This is a genomic window from Streptomyces sp. V4I23, from assembly GCF_030817975.1.
In the GTDB taxonomy this organism is placed as follows: domain Bacteria; phylum Actinomycetota; class Actinomycetes; order Streptomycetales; family Streptomycetaceae; genus Streptomyces.
The window spans coordinates 1,502,138-1,521,721 of record NZ_JAUSZW010000004.1 but is presented as its reverse complement, the minus strand read 5'-3'; the positions used below and the strand labels follow the sequence as shown (position 1 = coordinate 1,521,721).

Here is a 19,584-nt window from a genome sequence, read left to right as displayed (position 1 = left end):
CGCGTCACTCCGCGTCAAGGAGGTCCATCCGTGAATACGCCGCTCTGGATCACCGCGACCCCGCCCGCGCCCTGTGCCGAACTCGAGATCGGCCACCTGGCCGGCCCCTACGTAGCCGCCGACGTCCTCGCCCGATTCCTGCGAGCAGACGGCGAGCGCGTCCTGTTCACCACAGGCACTGCGGATCACACCGCTTCCGTACAGGCCAAGGCGCTGCGCGCGTACCGGGATCCGGGTGAGGTCGCCGATTCCTACCGGTCTTGGATCACAGCCGACTGGCTCCATGCGGGAATCAAGTTCGACCAGATCGTCCATCCGCGCCGCGACCGCGGGTACGCCCGCTGGATCCGGCAGCTCTTCCGGGAGCTCCACACCGACGGAGCCGTTGTCCTGCGCACCCGCCCCATGCCCTACTGCGCGTCCTGCGACCGCTGGCTTCACGGCGCTCTGGTGACAGGCGGCTGCCCGCACTGCCAAGCGGCGGCCGAGGGCGGCATGTGCCGGACCTGTGCGCTGCCCAATGACGGTGGCGCCCTGACCGACCCGTCCTGTGGGCTGTGCGGCGCGGAGGCGCAGATGCGCCGCATCCGTCGGCCGTACCTTCTCCTGGAGCAGTACCGGGAGCCCCTGGCCGACTACTGGGCCGCGTCGGAGCTTCCGCCCCGGCTCGCGGTCCTGTGCGAGACCTTGGTGGAGGACGGCCTGCCGGACGTGGCCGTGGGCCACCCCGGCGCCTGGGGCGTTACGGTCCCCGTCGACGGATTCGAGGACCACCGGATCGACGGTTGCTTCGAGGCCGCGGCCATGCATCTGTTCGGGCAGGGATTCGACAGACGTCCGCTGCCCGAACGCATCGCGCACTTCGGCGGATTCGGCCACACCTTCTGCCATGCCGTCCTGCTTCCCGCGCTGCTGCTGGCACGAGGGGTCAAGCTTCCGCAGGACTTCTACGTCAATGAGACCTACGCCGCCGCGGAAGGGCCGGAGGAGGCGTGGGCACTGGATCTCCTGATCGAGTACGGCTCGGACACACTGCGCAGGCATGTGCTCGAAGGGCGCCCCGCCGCGCGCAGAACCGACTTCCGCATGGATGACCTGGCTCGGACACGGCGGACCCTCACCGAGACGTGGAACGGATGGCTGAACCGACTGTTCGACGCGGTGTACGAGGAGAACGACGGCTTGGTGCCTGCCACGGCGCCGGGAGGCTCAGGGTGGGTGACGCAGCTGCGGCGCCTCCAGCGAGCCGTCGACGACCTGCGGGACGCGTACGCGCCCGAGACCTTCGATCCTCGTCGAGTCGTGCTTCTGCTCGACGAGATCGTGCTGTCGACAGCGGACTTCGGGCATGCCAACGCGTATCAACGCCGACGGCCGAGCGCAGGAGGGCGGCACCTTCCCTCCCTCGCGGCCCAGCTGAGCGTGGCAGCGGCACTCTGCGCCTGGGCCGGTCCCGTGATGCCTGAAGGCACCAAGCGCCTGGCATCCGCCCTCCGTATCGAACCGGGGCACCCGGTCACCGCCGACGCGTTGACAGCCCCCGCCCCCGGCACCCGACTCGCACGGCTCTCGGGACCCGTTTTCGGGTTCTGAATGATTGTCCTTCCAGCGATCCGCCGCGCAGGCCGGGCGCCGGTGATCCGCGGCGACGGGACGCGCGGCCTCCAACCGAGGAGCTGCTGTGTCCCTACGCGTCGCCATGCTCAGCGTCCACACCTCGCCACTGCATCAGCCCGGCACCGGAGACGCCGGCGGCATGAACGTGTACATGGTCGAGCTCGCACGCGCGCTGGCCGAACAGAACGCCTCCGTCGATCTGTTCACGCGCTGTCGTGGTGAAGGCTTGCCCGACTCCGTTGACGTCGCCGCCGGTGTCCGGGTCCGGCACCTGCACGCCGGCCCCTGCAAACCGCTGCCCAAAGAGTCCATGCGGGATCTCCTGCTCGAATTCTCCTTGGCTCTCGTCAGGTGCGGTGCGGAGCACCCCTACGACCTCGTCCACTCGCACTACTGGCTGTCCGGCCAGGCGGGAGCGCTCGCTGCCGAGCACTGGCGAGTCCCGTTGGTGCACACCATGCACACGCTCGCGAAGGTGAAGAACTCCTGCCTGGCGCCGGACGACACACCGGAACCGCAGTGGCGTATCCGCGGTGAAGCCGGTGTGGTCCGGGCGGCGGATCGCCTGATAGCCAACACTCCCGACGAAGCAGGGGCTCTGGTCAGCATGTACGGAGCCGATCGGCTGCGCACTGAGACCGTGAGTCCCGGAGTGGACACGAGGCTGTTCCATCCCGGAGACGGCAAGCAGCGAGCCCGGGCGCGCCTCGGACTGCCACCGAGTGCCTTCGTGCCGCTCTTCGCCGGTCGCATCCAGCCGCTCAAAGCTCCGGATGTCCTGGTGAGGGCGGTCGGTGACGCGCTGCGGTCAGCTCCGGCCATGCGCAGCCGCATGGTCGTTCCTGTGGTGGGCGGGCTGAGCGGCGCCGGTACCGCGGCCCCCGACGCGCTGCGGCACCTGTGCCGCGAGGAGGGCGTCCTCGACGTCATGCGCTTCGTTCCTGCCGTGTCACAGGAGCAGTTGGCCGATTGGTATCGGGCAGCCGATGTCCTGGTCGTCCCGTCGCGGAGTGAATCCTTCGGCCTGGTGGCGCTGGAGGCGCAGGCCTGCGGCACGCCGGTCCTGGCAGCGGCCGTAGGGGGACTGCCTACTGCTGTGTGGGACGGGGTCACGGGGCTGCTCGTGCGCGGACACGATCCCTCGGATTACGCATCCCGGCTGTTGTGGCTTGCCGAGCACCCCCATGCCCTGGCGTCGATGGGACATGCTGCGGTTCGGCACGCGGAGGGGATGAGCTGGCAGTTCGCCGCCGACAGGACGCTGGGTGTCTACGAACGCGCCGTGAGGACCCGGGCGTTGGGTGGGGCAAGGGCAGCGGCATGCCCCTGCCCCGTCGGCCGCCCCTTCCTGGAGGAACAGGGGAGCCGGAGTACCAGCGTACCATCTGTTTTGGTTTGACCAAAAGATGAACTGATTCAAGAGCGAGGCTCCGTGTGGGGCCTCGCTCTTGTTGTGCGCCCGAGAATAACCTCTCGTTCATTTACCGCGGATTCGACTATGACGCGTCTGCGCCATGGCAGGTCCACGACGCTCGCATCTCTAGATGTGAGGCCTCCCGTAGGAGATTATTTATATGTCTTCGAGAGGGCCCGGCGGCACGGGCCCTGGAGATGCCCGTAACGATTCTCATCCTGGAGGAAACATGTCTTCTCGCGTCCGCAATTCCGGAATTCGCAAGGTCGCGCGGCAGCTCGCGGTGGCCACGATTCTCTGTTCCGGAATAGCCGTTCCGCCGGTTCTGGCGGCCGGTGACGGGGTGGCCTTCGAGGCGTCCGGCGGCGACGGTGAGTGGCCGGCTCCCGGCACGACCGTGGTCCTGGCCGAGGGGGAGTGGCCGGCGCCCACCTCGGCTCGGTTGCAGGCCGCGGACGGCGAGTGGCCCGTGCCCGAGCCCACGCCGGTGCAGCCGGCGGACGGTGAGTGGCCGGTGCCGTAAGGCTGACGGAAGCGTGAACGGCCCGGAGAGAACCTGGTTGGCAGGTCTCTCCGGGCCTTTCGCTGTTCGGGCGGAAAGCTCAGCCCTCTATGGATGCCCGGCAGTCGGGGCATTGCCCCTTGAAGACGACCTCTGAGCCGTCCACGTGCCATCCCGGCAATCCGGTGGTCGGCTTTCGGGGGGTAGTGCTTTCGACGTTCTCGACGCGGCCGCATGATATGCAGAGGGCATGGTTATGGGGTGCGTCAGCGATTTCGAAAACCGCCGGCCATCCTGGACGATCGAATTTGGTCACCAGTCCCGTGTCGAGAAAATGCCGCAGCATTTCGTACACGGCTTGGCTGGTGAGAGTGCCCAGCCTCTCGCGGGCCGCCGCGGTCAAGGACTCCACGTCCAAGTGTTCACCGCCGGCCAGGATCTGCAGGATCTCCAGCCGCGGACCGGTCACGCGCAAGCCGACGTCGCGGAGTCGCTGGATCGCTTCATCGCGCTCGCTCGCCACTGCCTCGCGTGTCATGTCTCCGCCACCTGGTTCGACCAAACCTTTGGAGGCATCGTACCTCTTGGGTGGCGGGAAGCGGCGGGAGCGGCAGGGGCCGGTGAAGGAAAGGTTCAGTCCAGCCAGCCGAGGCGGGCGGCACGCACGCCCGCCTCGAATCGGCTCGACGCACCGAGCTCCGCCATGAGTTCGGACAGCATGCGGCTGACAGTTCGCAGGGACACGCCCATGCTACGAGCGATCTTCTCGTCCTTCATGCCGGAGGCGAGCATGCGCAGAGCGGCTCGCTGCTGCTCGGTGAGGCCGTCCCCGCCCTGCTCCGAGTTGACCACTTCGCCGTAGGGCGTGGCGGTGTGCCAGCAGTACTCGTACAGAGCCAAGTAGGAGCGGACGAGTGCGGCCCCGCGGGCGAGTATCGCGCCCAGCGTCGGGTTCGACGGGTCCAGGGGTATCAGTGCGAAGTGGTGGTCCGCGATGACCATGTTCATCGGCACGACCGGGGACATGCGGATCTCCGCGCCCTGTTCGGCCTTGCGCCGGAAGTACGCCGCTTGTTCCGGCACGGAGGCAAACCGCTGGTTGAAGATCGCACGGATCCTCACACCCTTGTCCAGCTGGCGTCGGTCCCGCTCCAGGACGCGCTCGGGATACTCCCGCTGCAGAGTGCCCGGATGCATCAGCGCCTCTTCGTGCTGAACGACATGGCTCATGTCTTCGAGCACCTGTTGGATGCGGCGGTAGTCGGTCAGGACCTCGACTTCGACTTCTGACCCCTTGGTCAGTGTTCCCGGCCTCAGGAAGCGGCCGGCCAGAGATTCCAGAGTGCTGTACGACCGGTCGGCCTCGGCAAGATGGGCCTGGAGGCGCTGCTGCTCGCGCTGGAGCAAGCGAAGAAGGGCGATCTCAGGATCGATGACCGCCACGGTGTCGGTCTCGGCTTCCGGCGGCGCTCCGCTCTCGACGTCAAGGCGGCTGTCATGCTTGGAGTTCGTGGGGACGATCAGACCTAAGTTCAGCAGCTCGGTGCGACATCGTTCACGCTCATCGATGTCGAGCTCGAGATCCGCGACCACCTTGTCGTAGCTGGAGGCACCCCGGGCACGCAGCTCCTGGTACAGCGAGACTGCCAGATCAGCCGACCGCGTACGTGCCTTCTCCGTCTTACTCATGCGCAGCGCCCCCCTGGCCCATCTGGAAACATCGCACCGCGTTACACCTTAAACACACACGTGGCGCAGGTCTCGCACCCTTGATCGATGATGTGACGCGAGTCACTTTCCGGCATGGCACACCACGAAGACACTCAGCGTGCGGCGATCCAGACGATGTTGCTTGCACTCGGTGATATGAAGGCCGGCCGCGTGGAGCTCGTCGCACAAGTCTTCCTGGTCGACGATCCACTTGAACGTCGTGAGGACGGAGCTGCTCGGCTGGGCGCAGCCGGACCGCTCCGTGCGGTAGGTGATCCGTTCGGTCATCGCCTCAAGATCGAAGACCTGCCGAGCCACCACCCACTCCGTGAGCCCGTCGAACCTCGGTACCTGAAAGCGCCAGGTTCGGTCGGGGTGTTCGGACAGTGCGCCGACCTCATGTGCCGTGTAGTCGAGGGCGAGTGTGCCGCCTGCGTCCAGATGGGAGGCAACCTCGTGGAGCAGTCCGGGCCGGGCGGCGGGGGAGACCGCTGCGACCATCGCTCCTGCCATGAGCGCGAGTTGGTAGGTGCTGTCCAGCCGGAGGCGCTCGAGCTCTGCCTGTGTCGTGCCGACCAACTGATGTGTCCGAGGCCCGATGCGGGCTGCCCAGGCGCGAAGCCGAGCCAGGCTCGCCGCGTCCCGGTCCACGGCGTCGACGGCGAAGCCGTGTTGCGCGAACGGAACGGCGAGGCGTCCGGCACCGGATCCGAGGTCGAGAACGGGGCCGCCCGTGCGCCTGGCGAGGTTCAGGTACTCGAGGATGTCCTCGCTGTACGGCCCCAGCAGGGCTTCATGCAGCCAGACGTCCTGCTCGCCGAGGGGCGACACCGACTCCAGTCCTGGAAGCCGTGAGGAGAAGGCCGGCGCGATCGGGGTGTGAGTCGGCAGGACTTCGAGCGCAGCACGTAGTGGTGTCCCGGTCTGTGTGTGCATTGGTCCTCCGAGGGCACTCGGCCTGTTGTCGCCGTCCGGGCTTCCGGTGCCGCCGGAAACCGTGCTGAAGACCATGGTGTCCGGAACTCTTCGGACGAGGCCAGCTCAGACGGTTGCGCGTCCACGCCATAGCGCGTATGCGCCACAGCTGTTCAGGGGCCGGGCTGCGGAGGGTGTGCTCGGAGGGCGCGCTTGAGCCGTCTGTCCGTCCCGTCGAAGCCGTACCGACGGAAGAACCCCTCAGTGGGATCCTGTTCGGAGTGCAGGTTCACCGCTTGGCGCTTCGCGTCATGCTCGAGCATACGGTCGGTCGCCGCTGCGAGCAGGGAGGCGCCAACGCCTTGGCCTCTGCGGTCCGGAGCCGTGCACAAGGAGTACAGCTCACCCTCGCCTGCAGTGGGAACTCCTCCCGCTGCGGCGCCGATCACTCGCTCGCCGTCAACGGCGACGAGCCAGCCGAGCCAACCCGGTGCACCGCCCGGGATGCCGATCTCTGCTTTGATCTGCGCCAGTGAGCAATTCGCGCTCACCAACTGCTGCACGGCCGACTCGCTCAGAACGTCTGTATAGGTGCCGCGTATTGCTTCCGCCAGCAGTCGCGATATCGCGGGCGCCTCGGCCAGCATTGCGGACCGCACCTCCACAACGTGCATGAGCTGAGGACCTCCCGGGGTGGGCGTGAACTCTAACGCGCCCACAATAGCCTTCAATTGAACTGCACGGTCACTCTCAACCTATTTACGAATGTACTAAGTACTTCCGTAAAGCAATCAGCCCGGTATTGAACAACACGCAAGGACCACGGGTGTGACGGCACCGATCGCGGCTGCCGTCGTGAGTAAGCCGTGGAGTACCGGATGGCCCGCTTCCGGCGTCAGGATCCGTCGCATGCGCAGGACGGCGGAGGGTCCTCCGGCCGCCATCGCCGATTGCGGAACCTGACCTGCTGCCATGGAGTACAACGCTGTAGCCAGCGCCTCGCGTGAGCATCGGCGAAGTGCCCGGTCGTCGGCGGCCATCTCCAGAAGAAGCGGAACTTCGCTGCAGATGTGTCGAATCAGGGGAAGCGCAGGAAAGAGTCGGCCCAGTGACTGTACGGCTGCGGTCACAAGGTGGTGACGACCGCGGATATGGGCTCGTTCGTGGTGCAGCACGGCCTTGAGTTGGGCGCTGGTCAGCGTGTGCAGAGCGCCGGTGCTGACCACTACTTGGGGTGCCCGTCCCGGCAAACAGTAAATCGCCGGTGTGGTGTGCTCGACTATGGTCACCCTCAACGCCGGTTCTCGTCTGCCCATAAGAGTCAGCACTTCCGCATGACGGAACCGTTGGCGCCGGACGCGGAGGGTGTGACGCAGGAAGGCGACTGCGGGAAGAAAGAACACGGCAGTCGCACCGAGAATTGCGGAGAGGTCGGCAGCGGAAAGGCTCGCGATGTCGGGCGCTGCGCACGGATCCGCGCTCCAGGGCAGGCAGGCCTCGGGCAGCGCCGAGAGGCGGTGGCTGCTGTCGTACGGCAGTAAGACCTGCAGCACGGTCATCGACGTAGCGATGACAAAGACACCGGTCAGCCCACCCCACGTGGCGATGGCCAGGCGCGGCGCCTGGTGCGACCAGCGACCTCGGGCCAGAGGGATGGGGAGAATGGTGCCCGTGATGAGCGCGAGCACCAGCGGTGGTACTACGTGGTGGTTCACCGCGGGCCGCCGTCGGCCTCAGGTCGGTGGACGGCGCGAAGGGCGGCGTCCAGCGCCTGCACATCGTCAGCAGACATATGCTCGACGAACCGCAGGAGGGCGCCATGCCGGTCATCCGTTCCGCCCAACGCGGCCTGCATCAGGCCGGCCGTGTACTCCTCCCGGCTCTGCTGTGCCTCGTACACCCAAGCGCGACCCACCTTCTCGCGCCGCAGCCAGCCCTTGGTGTGCAGAATGTCGGCAACCGTCATGACCGTGGTGTAGGCGATCGGTCGCGTCCGGTTGAGGTCGTCGACTATCTGACGGACCGTTGACGGTTTCTGCCATCGCCACACGCGGTCCATGATCTCGGCTTCCAAGTCCCCCAGCCGTCGCATGATGTCCCTTCCTCCCCGTGAACTACTCACGCTGTGCCACATCGTAGGGTGCGGCCCGCAACGCCGAATCCGCCATACCCTTGGAGGGTATGGCGGATTCAGCCTGGCGATGAGCTGTTGGACCATCAGGCCTTCACGAGCCGCGCGATGGCCTGCGAGGCTTCACTGACTCTGGCCTTGGCCTGGTCCCCACCTGCCGCGACTGCCTCGGCGACACAGCAGTTGAGATGTTCGTCCAGGAGTGCCAGGGCGCACGATCTGAGTGCGGCCCCTGTGGCCGAGATCTGTGTCAAGACGTCGATGCAGTAGGTGTCTTCATCGACCATGCGGTGCAGTCCGCGTACCTGGCCCTCGATGCGCTTGAGGCGCCTGAGTACATCATCCTTCTGGTGCTCATATCCGGCCATCTTCTGTCACGCCCTTCACGCGGCCTTGAAGCTGCGGAGTCGGAGGGAGTTGCCGACGACGAACACGGAGGAGAAGGCCATCGCGGCTCCGGCGATCATCGGGTTGAGGAGGCCGGCGGCGGCGAGGGGGAGGGCCGCGACGTTGTAGGCGAAGGCCCAGAACAGGTTGGACTTGATGGTCCCGAGCGTCTTGCGGGAGAGACGGATGGCGTCGGCGGCGGCGTTGAGGTCGCCCCGTACGAGGGTGAGGTCGCCGGCCTCGATGGCGGCGTCGGTGCCGGTGCCCATGGCGAGTCCGAGGTCGGCCTGGGCGAGTGCGGCGGCGTCGTTGACGCCGTCGCCGACCATGGCGACGCTGCGGCCCTCGGCCTGGAGGCGCTTGACGACGTTCACCTTGTCCTCGGGCATGACCTCGGCGACGACCTCGTCGATGCCGACCTCCTTCGCCACGGTCTCGGCGACGGCCTTGTTGTCGCCGGTGAGCAGGATCGGGGTGAGGCCGAGGGCGCGCAGCCGCCGGATGGCTTCGGCGCTGGTGTCCTTGACGGCGTCGGCGACCTCCAGGACGGCGCGGGCCTCGCCGTCCCAGGCGACCGCGATCGCCGTGCGGCCGGCGGCCTCGGCCTCGTGCTGGGCGCGGGCCAGGTCGGCGGGCAGTTCCATGGCCCACTCGGCGAGGAGCTTGGTCCGGCCGACGAGGACGGCGTGGCCGTCGACGATGCCCTGGACTCCGAGGCCGGGGATGTTGGCGAAGTCCTCGGGGGTGGGCAGGGGGCCGACCTGGTCCAACGCCCCGGTGGCGACGGCCTGGGCGATGGGGTGCTCGGAGGCGTGTTCCAACGCGCCCGCCAGCCGCAGGACTTCGGTCTCGGTGGTGGTGCCGGCGGTGTGGACGGTGAGCAGGGTCATCCTGCCGGTGGTGACGGTGCCGGTCTTGTCGAGGACGATCGTGTCGACCTTGCGGGTGGTCTCCAGCACCTCGGGTCCCTTGATCAGGATGCCCAGCTGGGCGCCGCGGCCGGTGCCGACCATGAGCGCGGTCGGCGTGGCCAGGCCCAGGGCGCAGGGGCAGGCGATGATCAGGACGGCGACGGCGGCGGTGAAGGCGGCGGTCCAGCCCGCGCCGTTGCCGAGCCAGAAGCCGAGTGTCGCGAGGGCGAGGCCGATGACGACGGGGACGAAGACGGCGGAGATCCTGTCGGCGAGCCGCTGGGCGGCGGCCTTGCCGTTCTGCGCGTCCTCCACCAGCTTGGCCATGCGGGCGAGCTGGGTGTCGGCGCCGACGCGGGTGGCCTCGACGACCAGGCGGCCGCCGGCGTTCAGGGTCGCGCCGGTGACGCCGTCGCCGACGGTGACCTCCACGGGAACGGACTCGCCGGTGAGCATCGAGGCGTCGACGGCGGAGGCGCCCTCGACGACGGTGCCGTCGGTGGCGATCTTCTCCCCGGGACGCACCAGGAACCGGTCCCCCACCTGGAGTCCGGCCGTGGGGATCGTCTCCTCCCGGCCGCCGCGCAGGACCGTGACCTCCTTGGCGCCCAGTTCCAGCAGCGCCTTGAGGGCGGCCCCCGCCTTGCGCTTGGAGCGGGCCTCGAAGTACCGCCCGGCCAGGATGAACGCGGTGACCCCGGCGGCCGCCTCCAGGTAGACGTTCCCGGCGCCGTCGCTGCGGCCGATCGTCAGCTCGAAGGGGTGCGTCATGCCGGGCGTGCCGGCGGTCCCGAAGAACAGGGCCCACAGCGACCACAGAAACGCTGCCGAGGTGCCGACCGAGATCAGGGTGTCCATGGTGGCCGCGCCGTGGCGGGCGTTGGTGAACGCGGCGCGGTGGAAGGGCCAGGCGGCGTAGGTGACGACCGGGGCGGCGAGGGTGAGGCTGAGCCACTGCCAGTACTCGATCTGCAGGGCCGGGACCATCGCCATCGCGATGACGGGGACGGAGAGCACCACGGCCGTGATCAGGCGCTGGCGCAGGGGTCGCAACTCCTCGTCGGCCCTCTCCTCGTCGGAGGGGCCCTCCGTACCCGCTGTCTCCGCCTTCGCGGGCGCGGGCTCCTGGGCGGTGTAACCGGTCGCCTCGACGGTGGCGATCAGGTCCGCCACATCGATCCCGTCGGCGAAGGTGACCTTCGCCTTCTCGGTCGCGTAGTTCACGGTCGCCTCGACGCCGTCCATGCGGTTCAGCTTCTTCTCGATACGCGCCGCGCACGAGGCGCAGGTCATCCCGCCAATGGCGAGCTCGACCGCGGCGGTGCCGGCTGTCGTCGTTGGGGTACCCATGACGTGCTCCTCGGGCTCAGAACGTAGGGAGGGGGCCGGGGCCGGAGGGCCCCGGCCGGCTGTCTGCTGTTCAGGCGCGGCCGGCGTACTCGTAGCCGGCCTCGCCGATCGTCTTGGCGATCAGGTCGTCATCGGGCGCACCGCCCGTGGTGATCGTGACCAGACCCGTGCCGATCTCGACGTCGACCGAGATCACGTTGTCGAGTCCGCCGATGGCCTTGGCCACGACGCTCTGGCAGTGGGCACTGCCGACGCCGTTGACCTTGTAGACCGTGGTGTGGCCGTCAGCGACGACGGTCGCGGTCGAGGTCTCCGTCGCCTTGTCGGTGTTGCAGCTTCCATCGGGTGTACAGCACGACGACATGCTTCCTCCTGGCGAAAAGGGTTTATACCCCTGGGGGGTATCTCTGCGAACGCCTCTATGTATACCCCCCAGGTGTATCCGGCGCAAGCCTTGATCCCATTTGACTTTATACCCCCTGGGGGTATGTTGTTTCTTAGTCGCGCATGGGCGACCTTGATGAAGGAGTTGGGTCATGAACACTGGTCTCAAGATCACCGCCTTCGCGGCCGCGCTCGCGGCGACGTTCGGTGCGGCGTATGCGGTGGGAAACGGCATGGACCCCGTGGTTGCGGAGTCGGAGCCGGCGAAGCATGCGGGACATGGCGCGAAGGAGCAGGCCGGCGACGGTACGCACCAGGGACATACGGAGGCGGGGGAGGGGAAGGCCTCTCTGCCCGGCGGTCTCCAGATCTCCGAGGGTGGGTACACGCTCGACCTGAAGACTCCGCGCGTTACCGCCGGCGAGAAGGCCGAGCTGCGCTTCGCCGTCGTGGACGAGAGTGCCGAGCACAACGTGACGGCATTCCGTCGCGAGCACGGCAAGGAGCTGCACCTGATCGTTGCCTCACGCGACCTGACCACGTATCGCCACCTGCACCCGGTGAGGGCGGCGGACGGCACGTGGTCCACGCCCGTGGAACTCCCGAAGGCCGGCGGATACCGGGTCTTCGCCGACTTCGCGCCCGACGTCAAGGGGGTCGAGGGCCTCACCCTGGGGGCGGATCTGGCGGTATCCGGCTCGTCGAAGCCGGACTCGCTGCCTCGGCCCGAGAGGACGGCGACCGTGGACGGATACCAGGTGACGCTGAAGGGCGACCTTCGCCCTGGGGCGGGCAGTGAGTTGAAGCTCGACGTGGCGAAGGACGGCAAGCCGATCACGGACCTCCAGCCCTATCTGGGGGCGTACGGCCACCTCGTTGCGCTGCGGTCCGGAGACCTCGCCTATTTGCACGTCCACCCCAACGGCGAGCCGGGCGATGGCAAGACCAAGCCCGGACCGGAGATCTCTTTCACCGCAACGGCTCCGAGCAAGGGCGCCTACCGCCTCTTCCTCGACTTCCAGCACGAGGGCAAGGTCCGCACAGCAGCGTTCACCGTCCACGCGGGTGGCCCCACTGCACAGGAGCCGGCCCACGACGAGGAGGGGGTGAGCGAACACCAGCACTGACTGGTGTGGCGGGATGCGGCAATTGCTGTGCCCGAGCGGGACGAGGGTCGACGTGACGTCGGCCCTCAGCCGTGCACGCTCCTAATGGCGCCGTAAGACGCTTGGCGGTGTCTCATGGCCGAGCGTCTTTGGGCGGGTCGGCATGTGGTGATCCGTAGTCGCTCCTGAGGCTTGACCTCTCAAGACAGAGCCGGCCCCCGTGCCTACTTGTCCAGTTCAGCATCGCGGGGGTGGCGGGGCCGGTCCGCGCTCCTGCCTTCGTCCCGCGCGCACCTGCCCCGCCACCCCCGCTCGCACACAAACAGCGGCATCGTTGACTCTCGTGGTCCAAGCCGCCGCCAGGGAACACCTCTCACCGCTCGGCGAACGCCCCCAGTTCCGCAGCTGACCGAGGCCCCTGGCGACCGCTGGGATTGTGAACGGCTAATCGGATGACGGGCCCTGAGCCCTGCCATTAGGGAGACGCGCAACCCCGCCACGGCGACGACCCTCACACCACCGCCACCCACCCAAGGACACCACCGTGACCAGCGTGTTCTGCGGCATCGACTGGGCCACCGACCACCACGACATCGCACTGCTCGACCAGGCCGGCACCCTCCTGGGCAAGCTCCGCATCGACGACACCCCAGAGGGTCTGGGCCAGCTCCTGCGCTCGCCCAGCACGGCGACAGACCAGATCACCCGATCCCGATCGCCATCGAGACCTCTCACGGACTCCTGGTCGCCTGCTTACGCGCCACCGGCAGACCCATCTACGTGATCAACCCGCTCACCGCCGCCCGCTACCGCGACCGCTACGCACTCAGCCGCAAGAAGTTTGACCACCTCGATGCCAAAGTCCTGGCCAACATCCTGCGCACCGACCCCGCCGAACACCGGCCCCTGCCCGCGGACAGCCACCTCGCCCAGGCCATCGCCGTCCTGGCCCGAGCCCACCAGGACGCCGTCTGGGACCGCGTCCAGACCGGCAACCGCCTCCGCTCCCACCTGCGCGAATACTTCCCCGGCTTCCTCACCGTCTTCAAGCACTTCCGCGAAGGCCTCGCCTCACCCGTCACCCGCACCCTGCTCGCCGCGGCCCCCACACCCACCCAAGCCGCCCAGCTCACCCGCCCGCAACTGCGAGCAATCCTCAAGAGGGCCGGACGCCAACGGGAGATCACCGGCGAGGTCGAACGACTCCACACCCTGCTCCGCGTACCACAGATGCACCAGCCACCCGTGATCGAGCAGGCCATGGGCACCAAAACCCTCGCTCTGCTACAGCAGTTCAACGCAGCCTGCACCAGCGCCGACGACCTCGAAGCAGCAACCACCGCCGCCTTCGCCACCCACCAGGACGCCGAGATCATCACCAGCTTCCCTGGCCTCGGCGCTCTCACCGGAGCCCGCGTCCTGGCCGAACTCGGCGACGACCACACCCGCTTCACCAGCCCGCGCGCGCTCAAGGCCTACGCCGGATCCGCCCCCATCACCAGATCCTCCGGACGCAAGACCACCGTCCTGGCCAGGCACATCATGAACCAGCGTCTCGCCTCAGCCGGCTACATCTGGGCCTTCGCCGCCCTCGCCGCATCCCCCGGAGCACGAGCCCACTACGACCGCCGACGCGCAGCCGAAGACCGGCATGTCGCAGCCCAGCGCAACCTCTTCAACCGCCTACTGGGCTGCCTGCACCACTGCCTCACCCACCGCATCCCCTACGACGAGCAGACCGCCTTCCCCAACACCGCTTGACTGATCAACCGCATCGGCTGTCTGTCTGAGCGTCATTGATGCGCTATAGGAGAGGGGCGGACCGGTTCAGTCCGCCCCTCAGGTGCATCTCGGTGCTAGCTGTCCGTGGTCTTCGCCGCGGGTGATCTGTCGTTCCCGCATGCGGTGCGCGCTGTCGGTACGGCTGAGCTGGGCTCTGCCAGTCGCGCCGCCGCGTACTGCAGCAGCGCGACGGCAACGGCCCGGACCAAGGGGTGCGCTGCCGCTCTGCGCAAGGCATCCCGTGAGCCGAGGATCACTTCTCCTCACGCCCGACAAGCTCGTAACCGGCCTCATCCACGGCGGCTGCTACCTCGCGGTAGTCGAGGCGGTCCTTGCTGGTGACGGTCACCTCGCCCGTCGAGAGGTCGACTTTCACCTGCTCGACGCCGCTCAGGGCGCTGACCTCCGAGGTCACCGCGCGCACGCAGTGGTCGCATGTCATGCCCTTCACGTCGTACACATCCCGAACCATCGGATTGCTCCCTTCTCAGTGGACCCAATTATACCCCTGGGGGGTATCTATGTCGACCGATGTGCCTCTGGGCGCGGCCCTCTCCGCCCTCCTGGGCCGCGCCTCCACGTGCGAGGTCGCTGGGCGGCGCACCATGGGGCGTTGTGGCTGTCTAGTGCGAACGGAGCGAGTCCTGGTGGAAGCGTGGCAGGCCGTACTCGTTCTCCTGGCCGTGGTGCTGGGCGAACTTGGTGCTCTGTGCGGGCTGTCGATGTGGCTGGGTGGTGACGGGAAACGGAGCATCGCATACCGCGCCAATACTCCCAGGTCAAGAGCCAGTTCAGGCCAACCCGGCCATCATTTTCGGGCTCTCTCCAGCATGAAACGTTGCGTTAACCCAGCAAACAACTCCGCCCAGTTAACGTGTTTCTTGACCAGTCATTGACCAATCGATGGCACGCGCAAGAAGTGTAAACCGCCTGGAGGGGGCGAATGTTCCGAGGTGCGACGGCCCGGACCATGCTCGCGGTCCTCGCTGCCGTCCTGCTCGCCCTCCCGTTCTTGGCGCCCACGGCGTCGTTCGCACCCGCGCACATGGCAGGTCATGCTCAGGCCAAAGTCCAGTCCGGAATCAAGCCCTCTGGGAAGGTGCTGCGCGACGAGGTCGTCACCTTTCGCGACGCCGTCCACCTCGGCGGCCCGGTAGGCCGTCCGTATACCCTCGACCGACACCGCGCCGCCGACTCCGCGCCGCAGCCGTCCGAGCGCCCCCTGCCAGCGGCGCAGGATCGGGCAGCCGCGGACGAACCGGTCGCGTCCAGCGCCGGGCACCACCGCTCGCCGGGATCCTCAACGGCCCACTTCCCGGCCGCACTCCAGGTCTTCCGCTGCTGACAGCGGAGCTGTCTCCACCCCCCACCTTTGTCCTGCCCGTCCGACGCGCCGCCACGGCGCGCCAGGAGGAATCACCACGCATGCAGCCCCTCATCGACAACGCCCGTACGTTCGGACAGCGCCCTGAGGAGTTCGCCAAGCTCGCCGAGGGCCAGTCCCCACAGGTTCTCTTCATCACCTGCTCGGACTCCCGAGTCGTACCGGCCCTGATCACGGGCGCCCGCCCCGGCGAGCTCTTCGAGCTGCGCACCGCGGGCAACATCGTCCCCCCGTACGCTTCTCCCACCCCCACGGGCGAGGCGGCCACCATCGAGTACGCCGTGCAGGTGCTCGGCGTCTCGGACATCGTCGTATGCGGTCACTCGCACTGCGGTGCCGTCGGCGCGCTGGTGCGCGGCGACGATCTCGACCCTGTGCCCGCCGTACGCGACTGGCTCGCGCATGCCGCGGACAAGCCGGCGTCGGCCGACCCGGGCGACCCGGCGGTCGCCGCGGCCGTGCAGCACCACGTGCTCGCCCAGCTACTCCGCCTGCGCTCGTACCCCTGTGTGGAAAAGGGACTGGCCGAGGGACGGCTGCGGGTGCGCGGCTGGTACTACGAAGTGCACACCGGGACCGTGCGGGAACACCGCGCGGAGTCCGACACATTCGAGACGCTCTGAGGGGACTGGTGACCACCATGTCCAAGTTCCCTTACCTGCGGCAGGACTTCGCCGCCTCGATCGTGGTCTTCCTGGTCGCCGTGCCGCTATGCGTCGGTGTGGCGGTCGCCTCCGGCGTCCCCGCAGAGCTCGGCTTGGTCACCGGCATCGTGGGCGGCCTCCTCACGGGCCTGATGCCCGGCAGCAGCCTGCAGGTGTCCGGGCCCGCAGCGGGCCTGACCGTGCTGGTCTTCGAGGCCGTCCGCGAGTTCGGGGTGTCCACGCTCGGCGTGATCGTGTTGATCGCCGGGCTGCTCCAGCTCGCCATGGGCTTCCTGAAGGTGGGCCGCTGGTTCCGGGCCATCTCGGTCTCGGTGGTCGAGGGCATGCTGGCCGGCATCGGACTCGTGATCATCGCGGGCCAGCTGTACGCGGCGGCGGGCCTGAAGGCCCCGGAGACCGGTATCGGCAAGATCGTAGGGGTCCCGGGGGCGCTCGTCGACGCCCTGGGCAGCACCGAGGCCCTGGCCTCGCTCGCGATCGGCGCGGGCACCATCGCCGTCATCGTGCTGTGGAAGAAAATGCCGAAGGCAGCGCAGGCCGTGCCCGGCGCCCTCGCGGCGGTCATGCTGGCCACGGTCGCCACGCTCGCCTTCAGCCTGCCGGTCGCCACGGTTGAGGTGGAGGGTCTGCTCGGCGTCATCCAGCCGCCCGGGCCCGAAGCCTTCGGTGAGCTGGCCGGCCCGGCCATCTGGGGCACCATCATCGCGTTCGCGCTGATCGCCTCGGCGGAGAGCCTGTTCAGCGCGGCGGCCGTGGACCGGCTGCACAACGGTCCGCGCACCCAATACGACAAGGAGATGATCGCCCAGGGCGCGGGCAACACCGTGTGCGGCCTGCTCGGCGCGCTGCCGATGACCGCGGTGATCGTGCGCAGCTCCGCCAACGTCAACGCGGGCGCGAAGACCAAGGCCTCCCGTGTCCTGCACGGCGTGTGGCTGCTGCTGTTCGCCGCCGCACTGCCAGCCGCCCTGGCACTGATCCCGATTCCCGCCCTCGCCGGCATCCTCGTGCACGCGGGCTGGAAGCTCATCCCATTCCGGCAAATCGTGCCGCTGTGGCGGACGCACCGCGGTGAGGCGCTGATCCTGGTGGTCACAGGTGTGGCCATCGTCGCGGTCAACATGTTCGAGGGCGTGCTGATCGGTCTGGCACTGTCGATCGCCAAGACCGCCTGGGAGGCCTCGCACGTCAAGCTCGAGGTCATCGACAAGGGCGCCGGCCCCGTCCAGGCGCACCTCTCGGGCAACGCCACCTTCCTGCGGCTGCCGAAGATCCTCGACAGCCTGGAGGCGCTGCCCCAGGACCGGCCGGTCGAGCTGAACCTGTCCGGGCTGCACCACTTGGACCATGCCTGCCGCACGGCGCTGGAGAACTGGGCCGAGAGGCACAGCGAAACAGGCACCGACCCGGTGAAGGTCACCTCGACGAGCTGACACCCCAGGACAGGCGGGGCGGCACGCAACCTACGTTGCGAGCCGCCCCGCCTGACGCACTGATCGCGACTCTGCGTCCTCCTCATCGCCGGAAATATGACCCCCGGCGGCCAGGCCGACCAGATCCGCGCCAGCTCGCCTCCTGGCAGCACGCCGACCTCGCTGAAACGCTCCTGGCCGTCGAACCTCACTGAACCGCCACTGATCAGTCCTCCCCAGGGGCGTCGAGCAGGGCTTCAGCGGCAGCTTGCCGGTCTGCGAGAGTCATGACAGGCAAGCCGTACGCTGCCGGCGCTCCCCGTCGTGTTCATCGCGGTGATCACGGTGGTGGACGTCCGCTCTCGCTCTCCCCCGGATGTCCACCTGGGTCATTCGGGACCTACCACGTGCGCGAGGCTCCCGTGTGGCCGGGCGCCCACAGGCATGCACTCGCCCGGCGCCTGACCTCCCACCCGGAGCAGCGGAAGGACACGTGCAGTGGCCCCGCCCCGGACGACGCGTGTGACGGCCCTCGACCCCCGGCGTCGAGGGCCGCCGTCCGTTTCACGGCCGGCTGGGACACCGCATGGGGTGGGCCCCGGTGTGGTCGCGGGGCCGGACGGGCCTCGATGTCGGAGGCAGGGCGTACGGTGTGAGCACGCCTGGGGAGGTAAGGGGCGGCCCCGTCGTCTTCGGTGGCGGGGCCGTTCGTGCGTCCGTCGTCCGAGGGAGCCCAGGCGGGGGCCCTGGCGACGTTGACCGGGCCGTTGACCATCCCCGGCTCGCGTGTTGACTGGGCATGGATTCCCGCGGTGATGACGCGGTGCAGTACGCGACCTTGACTTGAAATCCGGCGATGGCCCGATGGTGTCAGGGAGCTTGTCGCGGCGGTGTGGTGTTGGGCGAGGGCTCGCCAGTTCTTGAGGTGGGCGATGCAGTGCTCGACGGGATACGCGCGTGCTGAGGAGTGGGTGAAGAGGGCGGCTTCGTGGTGGGCTTTGTCGAGGATCCGTGCCTCGACACCCTGGGGTGAGACGCTGCCGGTGACGGAGGCGCTGGTGGATGACGGCATGATGCAGGTGGAAGTGCACAGCCACCGGGCCGAGGGTCCCAGGTTTTTGTGGCCGGTGGATTCAACTGGGTCACCGCAAACGGACGTCAGGATGTCCGCCGCACTGCTGTTGCCAGGTACAGAATGTTGTCGTGAACCTGACGGGAGTCATCAGTCGGGCGGCGTCTGTGGACGTGCCCGCCAGGCTTCTCCCCCGTGCCGGCGGCGTCGTTGGTGACCCTTCGCCCACGGCAGACGAGAAATCACCTCATAAGGCTGGAACCCTTTCGGGGACTATGCCAACGTACAACACCCGAAAGTACGCGGTCGGCGAATGGCCCGCCGGGCGACTCGAAAAGGATCCTCTTCTGTGCACGCGCTCGCTCCGCCCTGTTCGTCTGGCCGCCCTGTCCACTTCCCCTCGGTGCACTTAAAGAGTGGAAGTACAGGCCCAATCCGACTACGGAGCATTCTCCTCAGTTGCCTGTTTGGGCGCCTCTCCAGTTGACCCCCGAGAGGATCAAATGTGAGGTGTATCGAAAGATGTTGTTGCCGCAAGGCCCAGACGCCTCAGCGGAGCAGACTTGGTCGCAGACCAGAAGAGCTTCAAGAACGTGAGATTTTACTGGTTGACGTTGTGGCTGGGAAACCGGGGACGGGGCGCGGCTGGATGCCAGCGAAACATAGGCCGGAATCGGCGGTTGGCCAAACCGGCGGATGTCGCGACCATCAAGGGCGTTCGCATTCGGCTGCGCTTGGCGGTGGAGCCGCAGCGGACACAGTAGACAGCGTCGGAAGCTCCTGAGGGGGATGCGAGCGGCATTGCTTGCTGCTGCCCTGATGATTTCGGCGCCCCTTGCTCA

At 67.9% G+C, this 19,584-nt stretch carries 17 protein-coding genes and 1 pseudogene; 8 read left to right on the top strand and 10 right to left on the bottom strand.

From position 1 onward, the window contains the following. The first annotated feature begins 30 nt into the window (after window positions 1-30). The 3 genes from QFZ82_RS09075 to QFZ82_RS09065 all read left to right on the top strand — a co-directional run bounded on the left by QFZ82_RS09075 (window position 31) and on the right by QFZ82_RS09065 (window position 3,554). Entirely contained in the window at window positions 31-1,593 is a 1,563-nt protein-coding gene (locus tag QFZ82_RS09075) for a class I tRNA ligase family protein (RefSeq protein ID WP_307712662.1), read from the top strand. A gap of 106 nt (window positions 1,594-1,699) precedes the next feature. After that, window positions 1,700-3,016, top strand: coding sequence for a D-inositol-3-phosphate glycosyltransferase (gene mshA, locus QFZ82_RS09070; RefSeq protein ID WP_307717667.1), 1,317 nt, complete (start codon window positions 1,700-1,702; stop codon window positions 3,014-3,016). 244 nt (window positions 3,017-3,260) lie between these two features. Continuing rightward, window positions 3,261-3,554 carry a hypothetical protein gene (locus QFZ82_RS09065; RefSeq protein WP_307712661.1) on the top strand — a complete coding sequence of 98 codons (294 nt, stop codon included), beginning with the start codon at window positions 3,261-3,263 and terminating at the stop codon, window positions 3,552-3,554. Window positions 3,555-3,633: 79 nt separating this feature from the next. Here the strand turns inward: QFZ82_RS09065 and QFZ82_RS09060 are convergent, their stop codons facing one another. The 9 genes from QFZ82_RS09060 to QFZ82_RS09020 all read right to left on the bottom strand — a co-directional run bounded on the left by QFZ82_RS09060 (window position 3,634) and on the right by QFZ82_RS09020 (window position 11,301). After that, complete coding sequence (locus QFZ82_RS09060) at window positions 3,634-4,071, bottom strand: Fur family transcriptional regulator (RefSeq protein WP_307712660.1); 438 nt, start codon at window positions 4,069-4,071, stop codon at window positions 3,634-3,636. 95 nt (window positions 4,072-4,166) lie between these two features. Beyond that, window positions 4,167-5,222, bottom strand: coding sequence for a LuxR C-terminal-related transcriptional regulator (locus tag QFZ82_RS09055; RefSeq protein ID WP_307712659.1), 1,056 nt, complete (start codon window positions 5,220-5,222; stop codon window positions 4,167-4,169). 102 nt (window positions 5,223-5,324) lie between these two features. After that, window positions 5,325-6,179 (bottom strand): bifunctional 2-polyprenyl-6-hydroxyphenol methylase/3-demethylubiquinol 3-O-methyltransferase UbiG, encoded by an 855-nt coding sequence (locus QFZ82_RS09050; RefSeq protein ID WP_307712658.1) that lies wholly within the window; start codon window positions 6,177-6,179, stop codon window positions 5,325-5,327. A gap of 152 nt (window positions 6,180-6,331) precedes the next feature. Next, complete coding sequence (locus tag QFZ82_RS09045; RefSeq protein WP_307712657.1) at window positions 6,332-6,832, bottom strand: GNAT family N-acetyltransferase; 501 nt, start codon at window positions 6,830-6,832, stop codon at window positions 6,332-6,334. 117 nt (window positions 6,833-6,949) lie between these two features. After that, window positions 6,950-7,846: a M56 family metallopeptidase gene (locus tag QFZ82_RS09040; RefSeq protein WP_307712656.1), complete on the bottom strand. Its 897-nt coding sequence runs from the start codon at window positions 7,844-7,846 to the stop codon at window positions 6,950-6,952. A gap of 23 nt (window positions 7,847-7,869) precedes the next feature. Then, window positions 7,870-8,250: a BlaI/MecI/CopY family transcriptional regulator gene (locus tag QFZ82_RS09035; RefSeq protein ID WP_307712655.1), complete on the bottom strand. Its 381-nt coding sequence runs from the start codon at window positions 8,248-8,250 to the stop codon at window positions 7,870-7,872. 125 nt (window positions 8,251-8,375) lie between these two features. Next, window positions 8,376-8,657, bottom strand: coding sequence for a metal-sensitive transcriptional regulator (locus tag QFZ82_RS09030; RefSeq protein ID WP_307712654.1), 282 nt, complete (start codon window positions 8,655-8,657; stop codon window positions 8,376-8,378). 15 nt (window positions 8,658-8,672) lie between these two features. After that, on the bottom strand, window positions 8,673-10,937 hold the full coding sequence (locus QFZ82_RS09025) for a cation-translocating P-type ATPase (protein ID WP_307712653.1): 2,265 nt from the start codon (window positions 10,935-10,937) through the stop codon (window positions 8,673-8,675). Between the two features lie 70 nt (window positions 10,938-11,007). Then, window positions 11,008-11,301, bottom strand: coding sequence for a heavy-metal-associated domain-containing protein (locus QFZ82_RS09020; protein ID WP_307712652.1), 294 nt, complete (start codon window positions 11,299-11,301; stop codon window positions 11,008-11,010). Between the two features lie 172 nt (window positions 11,302-11,473). On the opposite strand from QFZ82_RS09020, the gene QFZ82_RS09015 reads away from it, so the two are divergent. Further along, entirely contained in the window at window positions 11,474-12,448 is a 975-nt protein-coding gene (locus QFZ82_RS09015) for a hypothetical protein (RefSeq protein WP_307712651.1), read from the top strand. 523 nt (window positions 12,449-12,971) lie between these two features. Beyond that, window positions 12,972-14,188 (top strand): annotated as a pseudogene (locus tag QFZ82_RS09010) (IS110 family transposase). A gap of 274 nt (window positions 14,189-14,462) precedes the next feature. On the opposite strand, the gene QFZ82_RS09005 reads toward QFZ82_RS09010, so the two are convergent. After that, window positions 14,463-14,681, bottom strand: a complete 219-nt coding sequence (locus tag QFZ82_RS09005) for a heavy-metal-associated domain-containing protein (RefSeq protein ID WP_307712650.1) — start codon at window positions 14,679-14,681, stop codon at window positions 14,463-14,465. A gap of 471 nt (window positions 14,682-15,152) precedes the next feature. Between QFZ82_RS09005 and QFZ82_RS09000 the strand changes: the two genes are divergently transcribed. From QFZ82_RS09000 to QFZ82_RS08990, 3 genes are all read left to right on the top strand, one after another. Then, window positions 15,153-15,554: a hypothetical protein gene (locus tag QFZ82_RS09000; RefSeq protein WP_307712649.1), complete on the top strand. Its 402-nt coding sequence runs from the start codon at window positions 15,153-15,155 to the stop codon at window positions 15,552-15,554. A gap of 80 nt (window positions 15,555-15,634) precedes the next feature. Further along, window positions 15,635-16,216: a carbonic anhydrase gene (locus tag QFZ82_RS08995; RefSeq protein WP_307712648.1), complete on the top strand. Its 582-nt coding sequence runs from the start codon at window positions 15,635-15,637 to the stop codon at window positions 16,214-16,216. A 17-nt stretch (window positions 16,217-16,233) separates the two neighbouring features. After that, on the top strand, window positions 16,234-17,691 hold the full coding sequence (locus QFZ82_RS08990) for a SulP family inorganic anion transporter (RefSeq protein WP_307712647.1): 1,458 nt from the start codon (window positions 16,234-16,236) through the stop codon (window positions 17,689-17,691). Window positions 17,692-19,584: the final 1,893 nt, after the last annotated feature.